The sequence below is a fragment of the Thiomicrorhabdus sp. Milos-T2 genome (genome assembly GCF_000702325.1).
In the GTDB taxonomy this organism is placed as follows: Bacteria; Pseudomonadota; Gammaproteobacteria; order Thiomicrospirales; family Thiomicrospiraceae; genus Thiomicrorhabdus.
The window spans coordinates 433,992-456,521 of record NZ_KL370891.1 but is presented as its reverse complement, the minus strand read 5'-3'; the positions used below and the strand labels follow the sequence as shown (position 1 = coordinate 456,521).

At 39.2% G+C, this 22,530-nt stretch carries 12 protein-coding genes; 3 read left to right on the top strand and 9 right to left on the bottom strand.

Annotated elements, in window-relative coordinates; all coding sequences use genetic code 11:
• Nucleotides 1-95: 95 nt before the first annotated feature.
• The 5 genes from BS34_RS0101960 to hldE form a co-directional block, all read right to left on the bottom strand.
• Complete coding sequence (locus BS34_RS0101960; protein WP_029406876.1) at nucleotides 96-1,829, bottom strand: glycoside hydrolase family 57 protein; 1,734 nt, start codon at nucleotides 1,827-1,829, stop codon at nucleotides 96-98.
• A 113-nt stretch (nucleotides 1,830-1,942) separates the two neighbouring features.
• Nucleotides 1,943-3,211 (bottom strand): glucose-1-phosphate adenylyltransferase, encoded by a 1,269-nt coding sequence (gene glgC, locus BS34_RS0101955; protein ID WP_029406875.1) that lies wholly within the window; start codon nucleotides 3,209-3,211, stop codon nucleotides 1,943-1,945.
• 108 nt (nucleotides 3,212-3,319) lie between these two features.
• Nucleotides 3,320-4,438, bottom strand: a complete 1,119-nt coding sequence (locus BS34_RS12105; protein WP_038126229.1) for a glucokinase — start codon at nucleotides 4,436-4,438, stop codon at nucleotides 3,320-3,322.
• A gap of 37 nt (nucleotides 4,439-4,475) precedes the next feature.
• Entirely contained in the window at nucleotides 4,476-5,048 is a 573-nt protein-coding gene (locus BS34_RS0101945) for a D-sedoheptulose-7-phosphate isomerase (RefSeq protein ID WP_029406873.1), read from the bottom strand.
• A 2-nt stretch (nucleotides 5,049-5,050) separates the two neighbouring features.
• Entirely contained in the window at nucleotides 5,051-6,484 is a 1,434-nt protein-coding gene (gene hldE, locus BS34_RS0101940; RefSeq protein WP_029406872.1) for a bifunctional D-glycero-beta-D-manno-heptose-7-phosphate kinase/D-glycero-beta-D-manno-heptose 1-phosphate adenylyltransferase HldE, read from the bottom strand.
• Nucleotides 6,485-6,550: 66 nt separating this feature from the next.
• Here hldE and BS34_RS0101935 point away from each other — a divergent pair, with 66 nt between their 5' ends.
• From BS34_RS0101935 to waaA, 3 genes are all read left to right on the top strand, one after another.
• Nucleotides 6,551-7,210, top strand: coding sequence for an acyloxyacyl hydrolase (locus tag BS34_RS0101935; protein WP_029406871.1), 660 nt, complete (start codon nucleotides 6,551-6,553; stop codon nucleotides 7,208-7,210).
• Between the two features lie 90 nt (nucleotides 7,211-7,300).
• Nucleotides 7,301-8,242, top strand: coding sequence for a KpsF/GutQ family sugar-phosphate isomerase (locus tag BS34_RS0101930; RefSeq protein ID WP_029406870.1), 942 nt, complete (start codon nucleotides 7,301-7,303; stop codon nucleotides 8,240-8,242).
• A gap of 68 nt (nucleotides 8,243-8,310) precedes the next feature.
• Nucleotides 8,311-9,666: a lipid IV(A) 3-deoxy-D-manno-octulosonic acid transferase gene (gene waaA / locus BS34_RS0101925; RefSeq protein ID WP_029406869.1), complete on the top strand. Its 1,356-nt coding sequence runs from the start codon at nucleotides 8,311-8,313 to the stop codon at nucleotides 9,664-9,666.
• Nucleotides 9,667-9,824: 158 nt separating this feature from the next.
• Here waaA and BS34_RS0101920 read toward each other — a convergent pair whose 3' ends face one another.
• The 4 genes from BS34_RS0101920 to BS34_RS0101905 all read right to left on the bottom strand — a co-directional run bounded on the left by BS34_RS0101920 (nucleotide 9,825) and on the right by BS34_RS0101905 (nucleotide 22,529).
• Nucleotides 9,825-10,409 carry a YqhA family protein gene (locus BS34_RS0101920; RefSeq protein ID WP_199774072.1) on the bottom strand — a complete coding sequence of 195 codons (585 nt, stop codon included), beginning with the start codon at nucleotides 10,407-10,409 and terminating at the stop codon, nucleotides 9,825-9,827.
• 97 nt (nucleotides 10,410-10,506) lie between these two features.
• Nucleotides 10,507-11,040 carry an ATP-dependent protease subunit HslV gene (gene hslV, locus BS34_RS0101915; RefSeq protein ID WP_029406867.1) on the bottom strand — a complete coding sequence of 178 codons (534 nt, stop codon included), beginning with the start codon at nucleotides 11,038-11,040 and terminating at the stop codon, nucleotides 10,507-10,509.
• Between the two features lie 382 nt (nucleotides 11,041-11,422).
• On the bottom strand, nucleotides 11,423-21,133 hold the full coding sequence (locus BS34_RS0101910; protein ID WP_029406866.1) for a VCBS domain-containing protein: 9,711 nt from the start codon (nucleotides 21,131-21,133) through the stop codon (nucleotides 11,423-11,425).
• A gap of 388 nt (nucleotides 21,134-21,521) precedes the next feature.
• Nucleotides 21,522-22,529 carry a tyrosine recombinase XerC gene (locus tag BS34_RS0101905; protein ID WP_038126406.1) on the bottom strand — a complete coding sequence of 336 codons (1,008 nt, stop codon included), beginning with the start codon at nucleotides 22,527-22,529 and terminating at the stop codon, nucleotides 21,522-21,524.
• Nucleotide 22,530: the final 1 nt, after the last annotated feature.

Here is a 22,530-nt window from a genome sequence, read left to right as displayed (position 1 = left end):
CCCTGGATTGCTTCGCTTTGCTCGCAATGACTTTTATCTTTATTTTGACTTTATCTTTTTGTCATTGCGAGGTCATCTTCGGGTGCCATTTCATATTAGTTTCGACGCATTGTTCCTGCATTCTCCATATCTCCGCCACCTAAAGAGATTGGGATATCTAAAATTTCTGGTGCCGTTTCACCCAATAACTCATAGAGTCGTTTAAGGTGTCTACGATATAGTTGATCAAAATCCTGCACACTGTCTGATGGGTTATAACCACCAAACCACCAAAACCAATCTGAACCTTCACAAATTGCCAACTGTTCGGTTGCTTGCTTTAATTCAGTCTTTGAAAGCTTTTTAGCGTTAACAACCTTGTCAAAGCACTGTTTAGCTTCAACCAATAAATCCCAAGCTTTATTTTTGTCTTTATCACCTATCCAGGTTGAAAAAGAACCATACACCCAACTACCCGATTTTAAAATCGGCAGATGACGTGGTTTAGCTCCGTTTTCCAGAGCTTCGGAAAAGGTGGTCATTTCTACACGAGGATGACTCGATAATTTTGAGTACATCTCTTTTAAAAAGAGACTCGCATTATCAAAATAGTATTCCCAAGCATTTTCACCATCCAGAATAACGGAGACAACATGCTCTTCAACACTATCACCTAAAAAGTTAGCGATATTATCCATGTGATGAGCAAAGTCATTGGCGGCATCCGTTGGATTCCAATCTTTATATTGAAAACCAACCATATCGGATAATCCATCATCTCTAAAAAACATAGCGCATTTTTGTGAAGCATGCTGCAAAGGTTGGTATAACGCTTTTTTACTATGAAAATCATGCTGATCAACACACGACGCTTCACACGAATGTCGCCAAACACCTTCGCCTGATGCCGTCCACTTAATATCATATTCATCAAGTAGACCTACTGCAGCACTACTAACGGCACCTTCAGATAACCAAACTCCTTTTGGTTTTGCTTCAAAATGTTGTTTATAGACACTTAAGCCATGTTCCATATGCCATTTAGAGCGTTCATAGCCATCGGGATAACTCGAGTATTTAGGCGCTGGCGCATCAGGTAAGGCATCACGCATACTTGAGAAATCGATTAATAAAGGAACGATAGGGTGACCATAAGGAGTCATTGAAATCTCAATTTGTCCACGATCCATCAGCGCCTTATAACGGGGAATAATACTTGCCACACAATCGGCCATAATTTCCATTAAAGTACGCTGATCGTCAGAAGTGTAATGCATTTTTTTATCCATTAACGCTTCTACTCGTGGATCCGTTTCACGCACACTTACGCCCATCCAAGCTAAGTGATACCAAACTAATAAATCCGTAAAATATTGATCATTAACATAGCTAACGCAAACGTTATCGATGTTTTCATTATCAATGTTTTTGTTAGCCTCACTACACTTAACCATGCCAAGAAGTTCTTTAAAACAAGGCAATACATTAATCATAGTAGGTGCATAAGCACGCTGACAGACCGTTATAATTTCTTGACGTTCCTCAGCCGTTTTTGGAATTGGCGTTGCGCCAGAAACTAAGTTTAATAATGGGTCATTCATTACAGAGCCATTATCTAACCAAGCCCTCATCTGCTGTTCATAATCATCCAATTGTTCCAACAGAACCGGAGCAAAATTCACCACCACCTTGGCTTCGGGGCAATTTTCTAAATGCCAAACCATATCTGAGTAGTCTTTAATGGCATGTAGATATACCCATGGCAAACGGTAAACTCCGTCTAAACCATCACGATAATGGGGTTGGTGCATATGCCAGCATAAAACGACTTTTATTTTTTTCTTATTCATAACCCGGTTCTTCTTGTTCTATTTTTTATTTAAATTGGATTTTTAGTTTATTTTTTTTATTTTTTTTATTTTTTATATTTTTTATATTTTTTATATTTTGAGACCTTTGCTCATTAACGTACAGTATGTAACTTTTGCCCCAACATTTCAGGAGTAACTAATACAAGTCCCGATGGCTGTTCGACATAAAAACGCTTTGCATCTTCAATAGGGTCTTCACCAATAATGGTATTTTCAGGAATAACCGTACCTTTATCAATAACGGCATTCTGAATACGGCAATTACGCCCCACTTCTACCCTAGGAAGTAAAACCGAATCTTTAACGAGCGCATAGCTGTGCACGCGAGAACCACTTCCTATAACTGAACGCTTAATTCTTGCACCTGAGATAATACACCCCCCTGCCACCATAGAATCAATGGCTTCACCACGACGACCTTCATCATCAAAAGTAAATTTAGCAGGTGGCATTTGAGCTTGGTATGTCCAAATTGGCCAGTCACGATCATATAAATTCAATTCAGGCTCAATTGAGCATAAATCTAAGTTTGCTTTCCAAAACGACTCAATCGTTCCTACATCTCGCCAATAAACAGGTAAATCATTATCATCCACAAACGGATAAGCTTGAACATTCCATTCTTCAATGATTGACGGGATGATATCTTTACCAAAATCTCTTGAAGAGTTTGGGTTATCACGATCTTCAATTAACTTTTGAAATAAGAATTCGGTTGAAAAGATATAGATTCCCATAGATGCCAATGCCATATCAGGTTTGCCTGGTATTGAATCTGGGTCTGCTGGTTTTTCAGTGAAATGTGTAATTTTAAAGGTCTCATCTACCGACATAACACCAAAACCGGTGGCTTCCATTCGAGGTACTTCAATGCACCCAATAGTGACATCCGCGCCCGAATTGGCATGCTCGACTAACATTTTACTGTAATCCATTGAGTAGATATGATCCCCTCCCAATACCATGACATACTCTGGCGTATGACGACGCATAATATCTAGATTTTGGTACAGAGCATCTGCCGTTCCCTGATACCACTCTTTATCAACTCGCTGTTGTGCCGGTAGCAACTCAACAAATTCGCCCACCTCATAACGCATAAAACTCCATGCACGTTGAATATGGCGAATTAAAGAGTGTGACTTATATTGGGTTAATACGCCAATTTTACGAATACCGGAATTTACACAGTTTGATAAAACGAAATCAACAATTCGGTATTTACCACCAAATGGTACCGCGGGTTTTGCTCTCCAACGAGTTAAATCTTTTAAACGACTTCCTTCCCCACCCGCTAGAACAATTGCTAAGGTTTTTCTGGTTAACTCAGTTGCCGTTTTAGTTTCACTATAGTATTTCATTAAGCATTCCTCTATTACACCTATTTTTGGTGTTTTTATAGCACTTCACAATAATTCAAACAGTCACACTCTACCTGTTCAATCTCACTTATATAATATTTTGTATTTTCAAGATAATTTAAGACCAGAAGTAATTTGATTTTGTCGCATTGCTCCTCTTAAACCAAGCGATTCATCGGTGACTAAATACACTGGAGTTCTTTCCACTATCTGCGTCATTCGGCCTTTTTCTAAAAAGGCTTTTTTAAAATAGGGTTTTTGCATCCAATCAAGAATTTTAACAGCAATACCACCCGCTAAATAAATTCCATTTTGGGCTGGCCAAACAAGTGCAACTGCACCAATAAAAGCGCCATATATTGTCACAAATTCAAGTAATGCTTTAATCGCCACAGGATCGCCATTGCCGGCAGCTTGGCTTATTTGCTCTGCGTTGAGATTTTTTTGAGATAAGTCAAAATCTTTTACCGTAAAATCTAAGCCTACCTTATTATCTTGCCTTGAATGTAGTGTATTTTTATTAAGATTTTGTGAACTTGTTTCAGAATAAGTCGTGGGCAAATCGTGTGCAATAAAAAAAGCATATAGGGTTTCTAGGCCTGGACCAGAAAGTACCCTTTCATATGAGACATGCTCCCACTGTTGCCATAACCATTGCAAAAGTATCTGTTGAGTGTCTGAGATAGGGGCAAATTCAAAATGCCCACCTTCAGAATTTTGAGGTAAAAATTGCTTGCCATCAAAATAAACCGGAGCGACCCCTAAACCCGTACCCGCCCCCACAACAAGTCTATTTCCTTGTGTTGGCATTGGCACACTCATTTCATTTACTTTACTACTGATATCTTGACTATAAAGTGAAACGAGTTCTTTACCAGTTAAAGTATCCACCCCTAAAGCGGCTGCATAAAAGTCATTAACAAAATGTACTTTTTGTATTGAACAAGTTTTCTCTATTTGATGAGCATCAACAATCCAAGGCAAATTAGTTAGCTTTACCTTGCTGCCATTAACCGGGCCTGGCAAACCAAAGCAAGCTGACTCAATGACAAGATTTGAAATATTTAAAGGTCGGATAAATGAAGAAATGATTGACTCTAGAGAGTCGAATTTATGGCATAAGAAACGTTTTTGACCGCAGGTAATATGGGTATTATTTTCTGCGTTAATCTTAATAAGTTGAAGCAAAGCTTTTGTGCCACCAATATCGCCTGCTAGATAATACATTTACCACCTCATATTTTTTGAGCGTTTAATCATAAAATTAATCATAAATAGAATCCAAGCCTTCACAGACTAAATGATTAAAAAAGCTGTGTGCTTCTTGAATGCGAGCAGTCTCAGAGGAGGTCACCTGCAAACAATAATCGGATTTTTGACTCATTAAACTGGCTTGGTTACCCGTTAAAGCAACGGTTACACAACCTATATGTTGCGCCATTTCAATAGCTTTGACCACATTTTGACTATTACCCGAAGTGGACATCGCCATTAACACATCACCAGGCTTGGCTAAACCCTGTATTTGACGAGCAAACACCGTGTCAAATTCGTAGTCATTAGCATGAGCCGTTAAAATTGAAGAGTCTGTTGTTAAAGCAATTGAAGCAATGGGCTGGCGATTTTTAACATAACGCACCATTAATTCGGCAGCCATATGTTGCGCATCGGCAGCACTTCCGCCATTTCCTAGCCAAATTACCTTTCCACCATCATTGATAGACTTAACTATTTGCTTAACAACTTCAGTTACCAGGCCTGCTTGATCTATGACTGACTGTATCGCTTTTTGGTTTTCAAGAATGGCATGCTCAAAATTGATTTTTATATTACTCATCGCTATTTTGTATTCTCAATTTTATCGACCAATTTAGTGGTTGAATAGCCATCCCAAAAGGAAAGTACTTCAACTTGCCCTCCAGCATCCCAAACACATGTTGATCCAGCAATCTCTTCAGGTTTATAGTCACCACCTTTCACTAAGACATCGGGCAACAACTTACAAATTAAACGCTCTGGTGTCTCTTCATTAAAAGCAACAACCCAATCAACGCAACTTAACGCCGATAACAACTCCATTCTGCCATCAACCCCCACAATAGGTCTAGTGTCACCTTTAAGTTTTTTTACTGATTCATCAGAATTTACCGCAATAATTAAACGTTCGCCTAACTTAGCCGCTTCGTTTAAGTAGCGAACATGGCCGCTATGCAACAAATCAAAACAGCCATTGGTAAAGACCACTTTTTCGCCATTTTTTTGAGCTAATTGTACCAGTTGCAATAACTCATCTTCGCTCATAGCCACATAACCTTGATGACGCATATCCGCTTTAATCGCTTCATCTAGCTCTGCTTTAGAAACAGTAGAAGTTCCCACTTTTCTCACCACAACACTGGCGGCCTGGTTAGCCATATGCATCGCATTTTGCAATGATAAACCACTAGCAAATCCCGTTGCCAAAGCTGCCATAACCGTATCGCCAGCTCCAGTAACATCGTACACTTCTTGTGCTTGCGATTTTAATAGATAAGGATTGTCATTTTTTATAACCAAAGCCATTCCATGCTCACTGCGAGTAACAAGCAAGGCTTGTAGTGATAACTCATCAATCAATTTATTAGCCTTGGCAACAACAGTTTCTTCATCTGCCGCGGGGCCAACAATGGCTTCAAATTCAGATTGATTAGGTTTAATTAAAGTGGCATTTTGATAACGGCTAAAATCAAGCCCTTTTGGGTCAACCAAAACAGGAACATCAGCCTCTACAGCTATTGCAATCATCTGCTCGACAAATTGCAACGCCCCTTTGGCATAATCTGAAATCACTAACACATCGTAATCTGCCAGGTGTTTTTTAACTAGATCCACGAGTTCAAGAGCTGGTGCTTCGGGTACAGGTTCTTCAAAATCCATACGAATAAGTTGCTGATGATGACTAAGCACCCTAAGTTTACAGATAGTGCCACTGTTAGAAAGTGACCAATCGGTTTTTACACCCGCTTGATGCATTAATTGAGTTAACAGTTGGCCGTGTGAATCTACTTCACCGTTTTCGTTGTGACCCACCACGCCCAACAAGCATGCTTGAGCACCTAAAGCCGCCACATTTAAAGCGACGTTTGCTGCCCCCCCCGCACGCATCTCCTCTTGGGCCACTTTTACGACTGGAACCGGCGCTTCAGGTGAAATCCTTCCTGCTCGTCCATTCCAATATTGATCCAACATAACATCCCCAACAACAAGGATTTTAGATTGTGAAAAGTCGTGCATAAGATTCCTTACCAAAAACTCTTAGATAGATTAAAATGAGCCAACAGTTTATCAGGAAACCTCATCATGCAAAATTCAAAAAACATTTTTTCTGCCGTTTTAGGTAGTTTAATTCTGTCAGCGTCATTAACCCCTTCTATCAGTTATGCTGAAAACTCAAACAATGGGCCTATGTCACTTGCTATTTTAGGCGCAATTGGTTCATTAGGATTTGCTTGCTATGAAGGCAAACCCCCTTGCGTGTTAGGCTCACAAATTAACACCGACAAACTGACCCTAAGCACCGATATTGGTGAAGATAATTCCTTAAAACATGAGCGCATTGCCATTGGCGCCGACTGGAATCAAAAAGTCTATGAAGCCAAAAACTGGGAAGTGGTTGGTCGCTGGGATTTGAGCTTTCATCACTGGCACTCTGACAAAAAAAATATTGTAAATGACTCAGGCTATATCATTGGCTTAACCCCGGTGTTTCAGTATCAGTTAAAAAACTTGTCTTACACACCTTTTGTAGAAATGGGTGGTGGCCCACATTTGCTGAGTGACATACACTTAGAAAATGACTATAAGTCGACCCAATTTCAATTTGGTAGTATTTTTGGTTTAGGGGTTAAACGTGGGAACTTAGAAGTGGGTTATCGTTACTTACATATCTCTAATGCGGGTATTGAAATGCCAAACCCAGGTACTGACATTCACAATATTCACGTGGGTTATCATTTTTAAAACACGATTTTTAAAACACGTGTTTTTAGAAAATAAACAAACTCAATGAGGCCTTTGCAAAGGTCTTACAATTAAGGTTAGCTATAAATTATGTCCATTGACTATCAAGCCATTGCAAAACAAGTTTTAGATATTGAAGCCGAGGCCATTTTAAATCTTAAATCACTGATTGATGACAACTTCTCAGGTAGTGTAGATGCCATTTTAAAAACGCAAGGTCGAGTCGTCATTTGCGGTATGGGAAAGTCCGGATTAATTGGTAAAAAAATCATGGCGACTTTTGCCAGCACAGGTACACCTTGTTTCTTTATGCACCCAGGCGAAGCGTTTCATGGTGATTTAGGAATGGTTTCACCTAAAGATGTTTTTTTAGCCTTATCTAATTCAGGTGAAACTGAAGAAGTCATTCGCCTACTGCCATTTTTAAAAGACAATGGCAATATTGTCGTTTCCATGACTAGCCGCCCAGAATCTACCTTGGCAACAAACTCAGACTTTCATTTAAACATTGCGGTTCCAAAAGAAGCTTGTCCGCATCAGTTAGCTCCAACGTCATCCACTACCGCGACCTTAGTGATGGGGGATGCTTTAGCGGTTGCTTTAATGGAAGCGAGAAACTTTCAACCGCATGAATTTGCCCGTTTTCATCCAGGTGGTAGTTTAGGCCGTAAATTATTAACGCGTGTTAAACATGAAATGACGAGCAAAAACCTCCCAATGGTTACGGCTAGCTCTTCAGTTAAAGAAGTCATTCAGTCAATGAATGAAGGTCGTTTAGGCTTATGTATTGTAGACGAAGGTCAAGGCATTATTACCGATGGTGATTTACGTCGTCACATGGAAAAAAACACCACTAATTTTATGCAACTAACCGCACAAGATTTAATGGGTTTAAATCCCAAAACGATTAATGCTGAAGCGCGTTTAAATGAAGCCGAAGAGATGATGAATGAAAATAAAATCACCTCTTTATTGGTAACCGAGAAAGATAAATTAGTCGGTGTTATTCAAATTTACGATTTGAATGGTTAAATCTAAATGCTTAATTCACACAATTCAAATTTATCAGGCTTTTATACCCTCTTGCGGGGTGTGGTTAGATGAATCTGTTTAGCTACCAACTTCTAACCACTCTGGCAATGCCATTCATTGCTTATTCAGGTTGGAAACGATGCCGAAAACACCAAAAACAACAGCTTCAAAATCCAGACTTACCAGAAATTCCAGACTGTTTTAGAAGTCGATTTGGCTTTAATCGCCAAAATTACCAAACTGATGGAATTTGGATTCATGCAGTTTCCGTAGGTGAAACCCGCTCTATATTTCCTTTATTAAGCGCCTTAAAAAAGCAATATCCCAATTTACCCCTTACCGTTACTAATGGTTCAACGCAGGGTGCATTACAAGCATTACAATTCTCCCCGGTTGCGATTCAACATCAAATGCTGCCTTACGACTACCCTTTTGCAATTAAACGTTTTTTACACCAAATCAAACCCAAATTAGTGATCATGGTGGAAACAGAGATTTGGCCTAATCTTTACCAGGCCTGTAAAAAACAGAATATTCCCGTTATCTTGATTAATGCCCGTTTAAAGGAATCTTCGTTTAAAGCCTACCAAAAATGGGGCGGTAAACTGATTGCTAATGCATTAAACCAAACCCAATTTATTAGTGCTCAATTTGCAACCGATGCAGAACACTTTAAAGCCTTGGGAGCTGAAGAAAGTAAAATTAAAACCTTAGGAAATCTAAAGTTTGATTTAAATATTGCTGAGGATTTAAGTGACCGAGCTCATAACTGGAAACAACAAAATCAACTATTAGAACGCCCTATTTGGGTAGCGGCGAGTACTCATGCTCATCCAATTCATAGTGAAAACAAAGCGAGTGAAGAACAGTTAATCTTGGATGCACACCAAGAACTTCTTAAAAGCCAGCCCAATGCATTGCTGATATTAGTGCCAAGGCATGCAGATCGTTTTCAACCAGTTGCCGACTTATTATCTGAAAACTCATTAATTTGGCAACAACGCAGCCAAAGTAATGAAGTTAAAACAGACACACAAGTTTATCTAGCGGATAGTGTTGGAGAGCTTATGCTATGGTTTTCCGTGGCGGATATTGCTTTTATTGGAGGCAGTTTAGTGCCATTTGGTGGCCATAATATTTTAGAGCCAGCCGCGTTAAACAAACCCGTATTGTCTGGACCAAATTATCAAAACCTGGCGGCGTTATTTGAACCGTTTGTTAACCAAGAAGGCGTTAAAATTGTAGACAATAGTCATGAACTCGCACAAACCTTAGAGCAACTCATCACCCATAAAAGCCAGGCAAACAAACTTGCTAACCAAGGCTACAAATGCTTTGCCCAACAAACAGGGGCTGTAGACAGAACCCTGCAAGCCTTAAAGCCTTATTTAGAACCCTATTTAGAGCCACATTTAGAGTCTTAACTTAAAAAACTAACCCCTTCAAATAAGTTCTACCAGGCCTGGTAACTTGATAAAGTGCAATTCAAAAAACAAAAAAGCCCCAGTTTTTTCATAACTTAAAAGTTATTAAACGGGGCTTTTTTCATTTAAAACCAACTTATATTTCCAGGTTCACAAACTCAATGTTCATAAGCTTTATGCGATAAATATAGTGCTAAAGAAACCATCATAATCGCCAAAGAATAATAGAGCAGTTCAAGTGGCTCTGTTGGCTTTAGAAAAATGGCTTGTTCAAAAAACATAACAATTAAAATCAGCACTATCACTTTTGCTAAACGGTCTTTTAAGTCATCGAGTGAATTAATAAATAGAATATTACTCGCCCCGTGTTTACTGCCTGCAATATCAATTTTTGAAATAAACAGTTCATATAAACCTAAAGAGAAAATCAGCAAAATTGCACCCAATAGGTAACCATCAACAGAACCAACTATATGAGCAACCGTTTGTGCTTTTAACAAGGCTCGTCCAGCATCATCCATCTCGTGATAATGACTTAGGTGAATAATGGTGTAAAACACATCTACCGTAGTCGTATAAAAAATAGCAAATGCCGTAAACAGACTGGCTATTACCGCAACTAGCACTACAAAACGGCTGTTCCATAAAGCCGATTCAACGACCCTTTCGGCAATACCTTGGTTATTAATTTCAGATTCTTTTTGAGATTCATTATTTTGATTATCAATGTCTTGACTCGCCATCAAACTCTCCAGTAAATTTGTTTTTACCAAGCCATTTACCCCCTTTTAAGAGGAAGTAAATCGGTAATTCTATTACAGCATTGGGTATAAAAGCCCTTTAGCTTAACTCTTCAATGGTTAAATTATGATTAGTGTAAATACATAAATTTCCAGCAATATGGAGTGATTTTTCGACCACATCTCGTGCTGATAATTCTGTATTTTCCATCAAGGCTTGTGCCGCAGAATGAGCATAACTTCCGCCTGAACCGATGGCAATAAAGTCATCTTGCGGTTCAATCACATCTCCAGTACCGGAAATTAACAGCATATAATCTTTATCCGCCACCAACATCATTGCCTCTAATTTGCGTAAAGCGCGATCAGTACGCCAGTCTTTAGCCATTTCAACGGCGGCACGCATTAATTGGCCATTATGAGTTTGTAAACGTCCTTCAAAACGTTCAAACAAGGTAAATGCATCTGCGGTTGCTCCAGCAAAACCTGCAATCACCTGACCATTGTATAAACGGCGCACCTTACGGGCATTACCTTTCATAACAATATGACCCAATGTTACCTGACCATCGCCCCCAATCACCATTTGGCCATTACGTTTAGCACACAAAATTGTTGTTCCATGAAAAGACATATCTTTCCTTTTAGTTTGTCACTTAAATTTCAATCAGGCTATTTTAAAGTAATTTGATTTCGATAAGACAGAAATTGCGTTTAATGCGTTTATTTTGAGATAAACCAAAGATTTAATGAGAACTTAAAGACTCTTAAAGACCCATAAAGACAAAGAGTCAAAAAAGTCACGAGAGTTTTAAAGCAAATACTGTTTAATATGAAAGCTCTTCAAGCAAAGACATAAAGACCAGATAGATATTCAAAGAAAAAGATACTTTCAGACCTTTGCAAGAGCTGGAGATGAAACAAAAAACAGCACGTCATTATCCAGCCTGACTGGATAATCGCTGTCGTTAAAAAAGACTCACCAATCAAGCATTACAATGTCAGTTAACACCGATTTAGTCTTGATGAAAATCGTTTTCATCTAATGTTAATGCACTTTGATCGTCAAGTAATAGTAATTGAGTTGCCGTTCCTCCTGATTGAGCATCTCCATTTTTAAAAATTTGTACTAACAAATCATTGTTATCCACATCTGTTTTAATATAGTCATCAAAGTTATTGGCATCAATCACGGGTATGTTAAGAACTTCAGAAATGTCTATTTTATCTTCATTAGCCGTAAAATCAGTGACGACATCTGTAGAGTCTTCATCAACTGCAATTCGGAATTTATCTGCACCAGCGCCACCTGTTAGGGTATCTTGACCTAAGCCACCAACCAACACATCATCTCCATCACCACCGTAGATGAAATCATCATTTGATGTTCCCTCTATGGAACCACTATTATCAACTTCTAAATTTAGTGGCACATTTTGAGCTGTTGTTTCATCACTTTTTGAGCCAGTTTCTATTAACGTTGAATAGGCACTAATATCAATACTATCAACCAACCCACTGGAGTCTGTAGAGATTAATTTTAAACTTCCATTTGCTAAGGCCGTCAAGTTTGAATCATAGTTTCCATCCGTTGGGTTACCTAATTCAACTAACCAACTACCATCACCTTGTTTTTCTGTGGTAACACCCGTTAAAGCAGAAACATCGACTGTAAGCGCATCAGTAAGGCCGGCCAAACGTATTGTTAAACTCTCCGAACCATCTTTGTCCACTAAATCAATATCTGAAATCGATAACGCAATTTCATAATCTGGATTAACCACCGTTTTACCACTAATGGTGGTATTCACTTGATTGCCAACGTTTGGAGTAAATGCGGTTACGCCACTTGCTTGTGAGGTAATGGCCATATTAAAATTACCGCTCACCAAGGTCCCTATATCAGCATTACTCAGTTCAACGGTTTGCGCAGTTACATCGACGCTAAAGTCGCCTTTCATGCCCTGAGGCAGGGTCATAACCACATTGTTTATTTGATCATACGTAACCCCTGATAAGGTATAGGTTTGCGATGAATTATCATAACTTGAAACAATGGAGCTACCGTCGGCACTGAAAACAATGCCATCAGGTAATGTCGAACCATTACCTGTTAAGATAATCTTAACGGTTTCTGAGCCATCAATATCTTGCATAGAGGCATTTAAATTTAAATCTATGGTCGTCGCTTCATCACCAAATGTTTTAGTTGGTGAAATGCTAATATCATCAGCTACCGCACTCCATGAGGCTGAGAAATTGCTTGAAAGCAATGTTGACACATTGCCATCTTTTACAGAGGTTTGAAGCGTCAAAGCAGCCAAGGTTCCTGCATAATTTTCAGGCGCGGCTATCCAAACCTGAGGAACACTGCCTCCTGAAATTGGAATATTCCAAAGGTTTTCATCAGGCGAACCGTTATTACCCGTGTTTTGCGCAAGAGTCGTCGAACCACTTGCGCCATAAAATACCAAAAATCCATCAGGGACATTATTCACAAAAAGGCTTTGAATAGACTCACTACCGTCGGTATCTTGGAGTAAACCACTATCTGATAAGCTGGTGCCATTAGCCTTAATTTCGATAAGATTATCTTCAAGACCACTTACTGTTAAATTTGTTAAATCTAGCCCATCAACAACAGGCTGTATATCAAAATTAAAGCTTCCAGCAGTTGTCTGAATATTATTTGCACCGTTTTCTTGGTCATATATAGTATAGTCAAATGTTGCTGCGCCACTTGCGTCTGCTTTTGGTGTGAAAGTTAGGTCATTTAATTCACTGTATGGCACAGTTGCTGAATGATTTCCACTATTTAAATTTATAGACCCACCATTCCAACTTAACTCACCATCTACTCCTGAATGCGTAATGGTGATATCCGTTAATCGTGTATTGTCATTTGACCCTTGTACTAAAGTATAGTTTTGATCAACAGAATCAATAGCAATTGAAATATTATAAGAGCCATCTTCTTGGGGTGTTGAGCTAACGACAGAGTCCGCTGTTAAATAAGTTAACGTTTCATCTAGCGTCAATTCATCCGTAACAGGGGTAACATTTTGAGAGAGATCAAACGTCTGGGTTTGTTGCTGGCCACCAGAAGCGTAAGTCGTTAACACAGCCTCTAATGCAAGCGGTTCGCCATCATTACTATTAAAATTTTCATCTGGTGTAACCGTAACCGTTGCTAATGCGGCTTCAATATCGCTTCCTGAACCTGTTATAACATAGACGGTTTTGCCATTTACTGTATAAGGTTCAGCACCCGCAACAGAACAATGGTTTAGATTTTGTAATGTAATAGAAAATGTTGAAGAACCGGATACTTGCGCATTAATTGCGGTATCTAAGGTGAATGAAGTGTCTTCAGTTATTACAACTGGAGGACTATTTTCTTCAAACGCATCAATGGTCATTGGCGAGCCGGTATTTTGACTATCAAAACTGGATGCGCTAGGAACAGTAAAGTTAAATGAATCTGTATCAAAAGTTCTACTCACAATTCCATCTTGATTATAAGCCGTAATATCAACCGCATAGCTACCCTCAGCAGGTTCACCATCAATCAAGAAAACTAAAGGATAACTGACGCCATCGGTATCCATATCAAAAGCTGTATCACTTAAATCAAAATTTATCGTCCAAGTCCCGCTAAACTCTGTTCCACCAGTTATTGAGGTATCTCCAATGTAGTCTGCTCCTTGTACGCTTATTCCGTTGGGAACACCCTCAATAACCAGTTTAGTAATATTTTCAGAGCTATCGGTATCAATGCTAGTCATCGTTAAATTAACATTTAATGTATCATTGCCGGTTAAGGTAATATCACTGCCACTCACTGTTGTTTTGCTAGAATCATAACCATCAAAACTAGTAATTGTTTGCACGACACTATCTGTTACAGCCGCATTTACAAGACTATAATTCGCAGCTACTGGACCAAGAGCGTTGGTATATGGGTTACCATCTACCGTCACGGTGTCTTCTACTTGATACTTAATGGCAATATCGTCACTATCCACGCCTACTTGAGGATCATATTGAACATAAAGGTCATTAAATACACTAGATTCAAGTTTTAGAAAAGTCACGCCTTTAAAATCTGCTTCAGTCACTCCAGACAAGTTACTTGTTAATGGCGTATTGGTTGAATTACCAACATAAACTGTAAAGTTTTGATTGCTAATATCTGCTTGTTTAATCCATACCAAGGACAAGGTTTCATCATTATCTTCATTTACATGAACCACGTCTAAGTTCATTTTTGTTAGCACATCTTCTGTTGACTGAGTGGCTAAAGACATGGCTGCTTCAGCAATTGGTGTAACTAAAACACTCGCTGCCTGAGGCGTATCAGGAGTTAGGCTATTACCATCATTTTCAGTGGTAATAAAGTTAATGTTAAAATCGACTTGTCCGCTGAAGTTCTTTGCCCCTTCAATTGAAATAACATTACCAGAGGTCGCCTTAAACTCTTCTAAGGTCATACTCCATTTACGGTCAACTCCTGTTCCGCCAATAAAGGTTCCATTCACCAAAGTAAAATTAGTCGCTAAACCGCTTATGACCACACTCACAGATTCTGAATTAACGTCTGGACTATCGTCATCATAACTTGCAATATTTGCAGGTGTACCAAAGACACTATTCAGCAAAATTCCATTATCTTCAAAATCAGCTTCACTCATAATTTTATTAAAATCATGAGTGGTTGCATTATCATCCGTTGCCGTTTCACTTGCTAAGTTATTATTAACAACGCTATCGGCAACCCCTTTGATTTTTACCAACACATCTAAAGTTGGGCTTTCCGCACTAGTTGCATTTCCATCCTTAGCAATAGCCGATGCCGTTAAGGTAATGTCTTCGTTGCTATTGTGAGGTGCCACAATATACAACGGTTTGGCATAATCAAAGCTAATAATCGTAACACTGCCAGATGAGTGACTATCCAGATAAATAAGTGAACCATCATACGAAATACTTGCTCCACTGGGAATAGCCCCCAAGGTTAAGTCATAAGTTTGGCTACCATCCGTATCATCGGAAGTTGGCTTAATGTAAAGAGGGATTCCGTCAGTGCCATTATTAGTTATTACACCCGTTGCATCTCGGCCAGAGTCTTCGTTACCATCACTTTGTTTTACCGCTAATGTAACGTCATCTGCTACAGGGGTAATATCAAAGGTAAGTTGACGTGCATCAGAAAGCCAAGGGGTAACCGCTGTACCAGTATCTTCATCAAAATCCTGAGTTTGAACTTGCATATCCAACACCACATTGCCACTAAAGTTGGCAAGGGGACTAAATTGTAGAGTATCGAGGTATTCAGCAGGAATTTCTAACACCTGTTGATTTGCAGAAAACGTTAAAGTATGAGTTGTCGAACCATCACTATACTGCAACTTAGAACCATACAAACTGGTGACATCACCACCTGCTGAGTTGGTATTTATTGAAATCAACGCAAGGTCTGTTTCACTCGTGTCTTCATTCGTAGCAAACAGACTAAAACCACTGTTTAAATCTAACCAGGCCTGGTCTTCTTGACCTAAAGCCCCGTAATCATGAGAAGCATTCCAAAGAACATCATTGGCACTCGAACCATCTGAATCAGTTACATCCGTTTCACTAACGGCACTCACTACAATAGTCTTATCTACCGTTTGGGTATTAACGTTCTTATTAACACCAACACCATCAGTTGTTTCAACAAAGTAGGACAATGTCATATCAGCACTACTATGTGCTGGAGGTGTAATGGTATAGCTTGCTAAATTATTGACATCAAAATAATAGTAGTTTGTATCGTCGCTAGCAAATCCAGAAAGTGTCGCTCCTGTCGGAATCGATGTTTTTAACACACCGACATTAGTAATACTTTCAGTCGCTGCACCATTGGTGTCAGTAACCGTAAAGATTGAGCTTCCATCGGTTTGTTTGAAGAGATAGATGGGAGTATCTTCTACTCCTGCTTGCGGAGTTGCAATGGTTACATCACCTGCAACTGGGTTAACCGTTAATGCAAATGTAACCGATTGAGATTCTATTGCTGGCGTAGTTGTTGAATCACCATCACTATCTTGGGTATTGAGGGTAACGGTGACTGAATTCATATCCCCACCGCTGTAATCAGCGGGTGGTTTAATGCTAAAAGCAGGATTTTTATCCGTTGCATCAATCGTGATTTTATTGGCACTACTATCAATTTTGCCACTTGCATCTGCGGTATAAGTTTTACCGTTAATGGTAACTTTTGTTCCTTCAACCAGGCCTGATACTTCGTACCAAAGTTTTTCAGAACCATCAATATCGAATGTTGACTTAAACCCTTCAACTAAATCATTGGTTAATGTAAGCGGTGTATCTTCATTAACGCTGTAACTATTTTGAGCTAGGCTTAGACTTGCCGTATCTGTTACTGCTAGGACTTCAACGTGAACATCGCTGGTTGATTCAGCTCCTGGGATTGACGTTAATAAATTACCACTGTCATCAACCTCATAGCTGGTTACCTTTAAAGTCATATCAATATCATTATGCTTATTTTCAGCAGGTAACAGTTTTAATGATTCAAATTCGGCTTGAGTTAATTTGATAACACCTGCTGCATTTGGATCAAGGTCAGTATGATGAATGCTTGTATCTAAATTACCGCTTCCGTCAACAATCGAAATTTTCATGCTATCGTTAGCACCGGTAAATAATAAGGTTTTGCCATCTGCTTGGTAAATTTCTACGCCACTATCTAGATTGTTCAAGGTAATGTAGCCTAAACGTTCTGCATGGTCACCAGTACCCGCTCCATTTTGATCAGTAGCATCACTGATTGCTGGAAGCGTTAACCCTAAATCAACCAAGGAATCTTCGTTTGTAGTCACATCAGGCTGTACCGCTAAAACTGGCGCATCTGTTAAAGAATTAATTGTGACCCCAATCGTCGTGGTTGATTTTGTGATACCATCATCCAAAATTGTCTCGTAAATAATGGTATCTTGCCCACTATAGTTGCTAGCAATTGCATTAGAGCCATCAAAACTAGGGGTATACGTTAAGGTTCCATCGGCATTAATTTCAGCAAAACCATAAGTACCTTGAGTGGTAATAGTGGTATTAGATTGAGTCGCATCTGCATTAGTGTTAATGGTTGCTGAAGTATCATGCGCACCACTTAACCCTTCTTCATAAACTGATAGAGATTGTGTCGTACTTGGACTGTCATCAATAATCGTTAATTTAAAAGAAGAAGAAGGTACCGCATCCCCATCACTATCCGTAACAGTAAAATACAAAGGAATAACAATATCATTATTACTATCTACAACACTTGCTAAGTGATCTAATGGTTTAAGCAATGTCACACTATAACTAGCAGCATTATTTGTTGAATCATTGATTTGTGCAGTAAAAACAGGACTATTAATATCCGTTGTATATGCCGTTAAAGTCAAACCATCTGCACTTACACTATAAACAACATCAACACCACCAGAGCTATAAACAGAAGAAGATGAACTTACCAGGCCTGGTTGATCTAAATCAAAAGTCGTATTTATTGCATCCGAACCTTTTGTAACACCTAAACTGCCCGTCTGCGTTAAAGCAGAATTATCCGGGCTTGAACCTGCAGCCAAATTGGCTTCGTTAACAGTTTGATCAACAGGATTACCAATACTAGGGTCAGCACCATCAGTGACCTTAACCACTTGACTCGCAGTTGCAACATCACCATCTTGGTCTTTAAAAGTGTATGTAATCGTCTCACTCGGAACCGTTGCTCCTGATTGACTTTCACTAGCATCTGAGGTGTAACTCCAGCTACCATCTGCATTAACTTGTAAGGTACCATATTGACTATCAACCGAAGTGCCCGCATTGACCGTTGCCGTTGAACCGTCTTCTTTGGTATAGGTAAATTCAGTTATGGTTAAATGCCCATCTGCTCCCGCCTTATTATCAGCGATTTCATTAGCTAACAAGTTTGCTTGCCCGGTTAAATCGACATTTCCTTCAACGACTGAAATATCATCTTCATTAACACCTTGAGGCACATCATCAACAACATCAACACTCAATTTTTGTTCAGCAAGTGTCGAATCAATATCAAGCACATCAAATTTAAAAGGGAGCGTAATCGTATTATTGCCAGCGGCATCTGCATGGTCTAATGGACCTTGCAAAGTAAAGGTGTAGTTTTGAGTTGTGCCTGAACTATCCGTAGGATTATTCAATACCACATTAAAGATGGCATCACTTCCAGCTGTCGCATTAATGGTATAACCATCACCGCTAATGCTGTAACTCAAACTCACCCCTGCAGATTTCAATGTTAAGGCTTGTAAATCAGTTATATTCGCGGCACTCCATTGAACATCCGTAATATCGTCTTGAGTTTTTGTAATGCCTAGTGAGTTTGTGACCGCTAAGGATTCTTTTGTAGTATAGGATCCAGTAGGTAAATCATCCTCTGCTACTTGTCCGTTGGTAGCTGAGCTAATGGGTGATGTATCCGTAACGGTTATCGCTAAAGGAGAACTTGCCGATTTACCATTATCATCGACCAATGTAATAGACATATTATCCAATACGCCATTAGGATTGTTTTCTGTTTGATCAGAAGTATAACTGCCGGTACCGTCTTCATTAAGAGTCAATACCCCATATTGGGTATCAACCGTAACTGTGCCACCAATTAAATCCTCTGTTGGAGTATCTCCATTTTCATCAATGAAAGTGACACTGACAATTCGAGCATTTTGACCTAATTCAACATCATTGGATAGTAAATTCAGTCCTATTGTCTGCCCACCTTCAACAACGGTTGCAGAGTCTTCAGTCAATATAATATTATCTTCAATAATTGCTGTTGCAGTCTTCGCCGAAGTATCAATCACAAGATTTTCAAAATACCCGCTATCGGTGGTAATTGAGTCTAATGTAACGGTATAACCTTCGTCTCCTTCATTTAATGCATCTGCTGCAACGGTATTTACAAAACTATATTGATTTGAACCATCCCCAGTCAATGTCACGCTAGTCAACAGAGGTTGCTGAAAATCAGCTGCGGAAATCGAATTAACTCCACTAATATCGCTGTAAGAAAGCGCTAACTGAATGCTTTCGCCTACGGCTAAATTAACTGGAGAACCACTCTTATCCACTAAACTGAAAAAATGCGTTATCACCGCGCCATCGGATTCATCAACCACAGCATTACCACTTAATTTCAAGTAAACCGTATCTAAATCCAGCTCGGGTAATGGTGTTAAACCCGGCTCAGAATCATCAATAATGGTTGTTTGCACCCCTGTGCTATCAATCACAATGTTTTCATATTGATTCGCATCACTGTAGCTTTGATCAATTAACTGCAGACTAAAAATTTCACCACTATCGGCTAGCCAATCATCAATTGAACTAACGGTAAAAACTTGGCCGATAGCAACGGTTTGTAATGCATTAATATAATCTTGAGAACCATTATTTAAGGTATCAGCAGGCGCGCCTATAGCCGTTTGGTCAATGCAATTAATACCAATCGTTCCAGGTAACCCTAATTCATTGCCGGATTTATCAGTTGCCACAACCACATAGCTAGCTGCCTCCCCCTCTACAACCTGGTTTACAGAAACTCTTTGACCATTATTGTCCAGAGCATATAAGGTAAATTGAATCGTGTCTGCCGAATCAGTCTCAACAACATCATTTACGTCATAAGGGGTCTGTGGTTCTGAATCATCCCTAATAAAAGTTTGCACACTTGGAGGAGAGGTTGGTTGAAGAGTATAGCCACCGCCTGAAGTACTGGTTACACTGACGCTAAATGATTCAGCATTATCGGCAATATAATCGTCATAAATGGGAATAGAAAAATTCGCTGTTTGCTGATTAGGGGCAAATTCAACCGTAATATTTTGAGTCTCCAAGTCCGCACTAGAAGTGCTTCTATTTAACACTTGTAAATTAACGATAAAATTTTGAGTCGGAGGATTATCTAAAGTTAGAGTGTAAACAGCCAAGCCACCTTCCAAAACAACAGACTGCCCTGTTAAAGATAAATTAGCGGTAATAACGACAGGATCACGACCTGAGTCATCTTCTGGAATTCTGCTAGCATTAGAATCTGTTCCCGTGTCGTACCCACTATCGATTTCACCTTCAGGATTTCCACGAGACACTCCAAAAGGATTAACCGCTGAGGAATCTGGAGTTGAGACTACTCGATTAATCGAAGAATCTGGAGTTCTAGGAGTATCAGCCAACTCATTTTGATTTTTTAACTCCGTCTTATCTGTGGCCGTATCAAAACCTGAATCGATGTTGCCGATTAAACCTGCTCTAGCTAGAATAAACGCAACACTTGCAGAAGAACTAATAACACTCACACCAGCAGCAGTGGCTTCTAAAAAATCGAAATTACCATCCAAAACGGCTTGTTGAAGAGCTTCTATATTAACCGGATAATTTTCTTCCGTAACAGAATCATCCAATATGACATCGGCAGTATATTCATCCCCACCTAAACTATATTCATTTTTAGGCCCAAGAGTTAACACCTCTCCATTTGAAAGCTGAATAACCACTCCACTTCCATGAGAAGTAAGAATAATATCGGTTTTAAAAACCTCGGCAGGCGCAATTAAAATCCTAATTTCACCCGTTAACGAGTCTTTCGCTTGCACAACGCCGCTAACCGATATAATTTTTCCTGCAACAATACCCATCTCTACTCCCAGAGAAATTTACTATTTTAAAAAAAAAGCCAATCATAAGTTCTTAAAGCTTTTTAAAAGGTCTTTAGATAAAAAAGACTTAATATAATATTTGCACAAGGCGTTTGCGCCAATAAAAAAGCTACCCCTGAAAAGGTCTAACTAATCATTAAACTACTAAGATTACAATAACATCATACATCCATCATAAAATTCAAACTACTGTACCTAAGAACAATGTAGGTAATAAACTTTAAAAACAATTTTTAGTATGTATTGAATTCTCATCGCACCATGGCCATTTACGAACATCCATGATTAAAATGACTAAATACTTACTGGCTTTTAGGCTAAAAGCGAATCATCGTTTTTTCATTGGGTAACTCTGAAAAATCTCAGTTTATTTTTTTGCACGAGGATGTGCTTTATCGTAAACCTGGGCTAAATGCTGAAGATCTAACTTAGTATAGATTTGAGTAGTAGAAAGGTTTGCGTGCCCTAAAATCTCTTGAACCGCTCTTAAATCGCCACTAGATTCCAACACATGAGTGGCACAGGCGTGTCGCAATCTGTGAGGTGACATCTTAGTTGGCAGGCCTGCTAGGGTTGTGCGTTTGTCTAATTGATTTTGAATGGAACGCACGCTTAAACGATTACCACGCTGATTCACAAAAACCGCTTGCTCATCGTCGTTAGCGTATTCATTACGAATCTCTAGCCAGTTCGTTAAGGCCAAAAGTGATTTAGATCCTACCGGTGCTAAACGTTCTTTTTGCCCCTTACCTAAAACACGAACCCAACCAGACTGAGATTCATCCAGGCCTGGTGATAAATCGAGTTCAGCCAATTCCGAGACACGTAAGCCAGCAGAATATAGGAGTTCAAACATCGCTTGATCACGAACATCCTGCCAAGTTTCTAGCGGCTGGTCTAATAAACGTTGCATCCAATCCACATCGACACTTTTTGGCAAAGGCTGTGGTTGTTTGGGTGCCTTAACACCTTTAGCGGGGTTTTTAAGGACTAACGTTTTTTCTAACAAATAGTCATAAAAAGAACGAATTGCAGAGAGCTGCCTAGCTAAAGTTCGAGCACTAATTCCATGCTGTACTCGATAGGCTAAAAAGGCGCGAATACCCTGAGAATCGATTAACGACCAATCCTTAAAGCCGACAATCGCATTACCTAACTGAGATTTATGTTTTTCTGGATCAAACGTTTGATTTTCTGTATTTTGGGCAACACTAACCTCTAAATCATCCGCCAAATAAAACCCTAAAAAGTCTTCAATATCTCGCTGATAGTTTTTAACCGTATGAATGGATTTGTTTTGAGATTGCAAATGGCGAATAAAACTGCCTAAAGCATGATTTTTTGAAGGACTAAAATTCGCTTTAAGCGTCGTCATT

What these genes read in the sequence shown, in the direction of transcription:
- BS34_RS0101960 (WP_029406876.1), bottom strand. Translation starts at nt 1,829, where the DNA reads ATGAATAAGAAAAAAATAAAAGTCGTTTTATGCTGGCATATGCACCAA.
- glgC (WP_029406875.1), bottom strand. Translation starts at nt 3,211, where the DNA reads ATGAAATACTATAGTGAAACTAAAACGGCAACTGAGTTAACCAGAAAA.
- BS34_RS12105 (WP_038126229.1), bottom strand. Translation starts at nt 4,438, where the DNA reads ATGTATTATCTAGCAGGCGATATTGGTGGCACAAAAGCTTTGCTTCAA.
- BS34_RS0101945 (WP_029406873.1), bottom strand. Translation starts at nt 5,048, where the DNA reads ATGAGTAATATAAAAATCAATTTTGAGCATGCCATTCTTGAAAACCAA.
- hldE (WP_029406872.1), bottom strand. Translation starts at nt 6,484, where the DNA reads ATGCACGACTTTTCACAATCTAAAATCCTTGTTGTTGGGGATGTTATG.
- BS34_RS0101935 (WP_029406871.1), top strand. Translation starts at nt 6,551, where the DNA reads ATGCAAAATTCAAAAAACATTTTTTCTGCCGTTTTAGGTAGTTTAATT.
- BS34_RS0101930 (WP_029406870.1), top strand. Translation starts at nt 7,301, where the DNA reads ATGTCCATTGACTATCAAGCCATTGCAAAACAAGTTTTAGATATTGAA.
- waaA (WP_029406869.1), top strand. Translation starts at nt 8,311, where the DNA reads ATGAATCTGTTTAGCTACCAACTTCTAACCACTCTGGCAATGCCATTC.
- BS34_RS0101920 (WP_199774072.1), bottom strand. Translation starts at nt 10,409, where the DNA reads ATGGCGAGTCAAGACATTGATAATCAAAATAATGAATCTCAAAAAGAA.
- hslV (WP_029406867.1), bottom strand. Translation starts at nt 11,040, where the DNA reads ATGTCTTTTCATGGAACAACAATTTTGTGTGCTAAACGTAATGGCCAA.
- BS34_RS0101910 (WP_029406866.1), bottom strand. Translation starts at nt 21,133, where the DNA reads ATGGGTATTGTTGCAGGAAAAATTATATCGGTTAGCGGCGTTGTGCAA.
- BS34_RS0101905 (WP_038126406.1), bottom strand. Translation starts at nt 22,529, where the DNA reads ATGACGACGCTTAAAGCGAATTTTAGTCCTTCAAAAAATCATGCTTTA.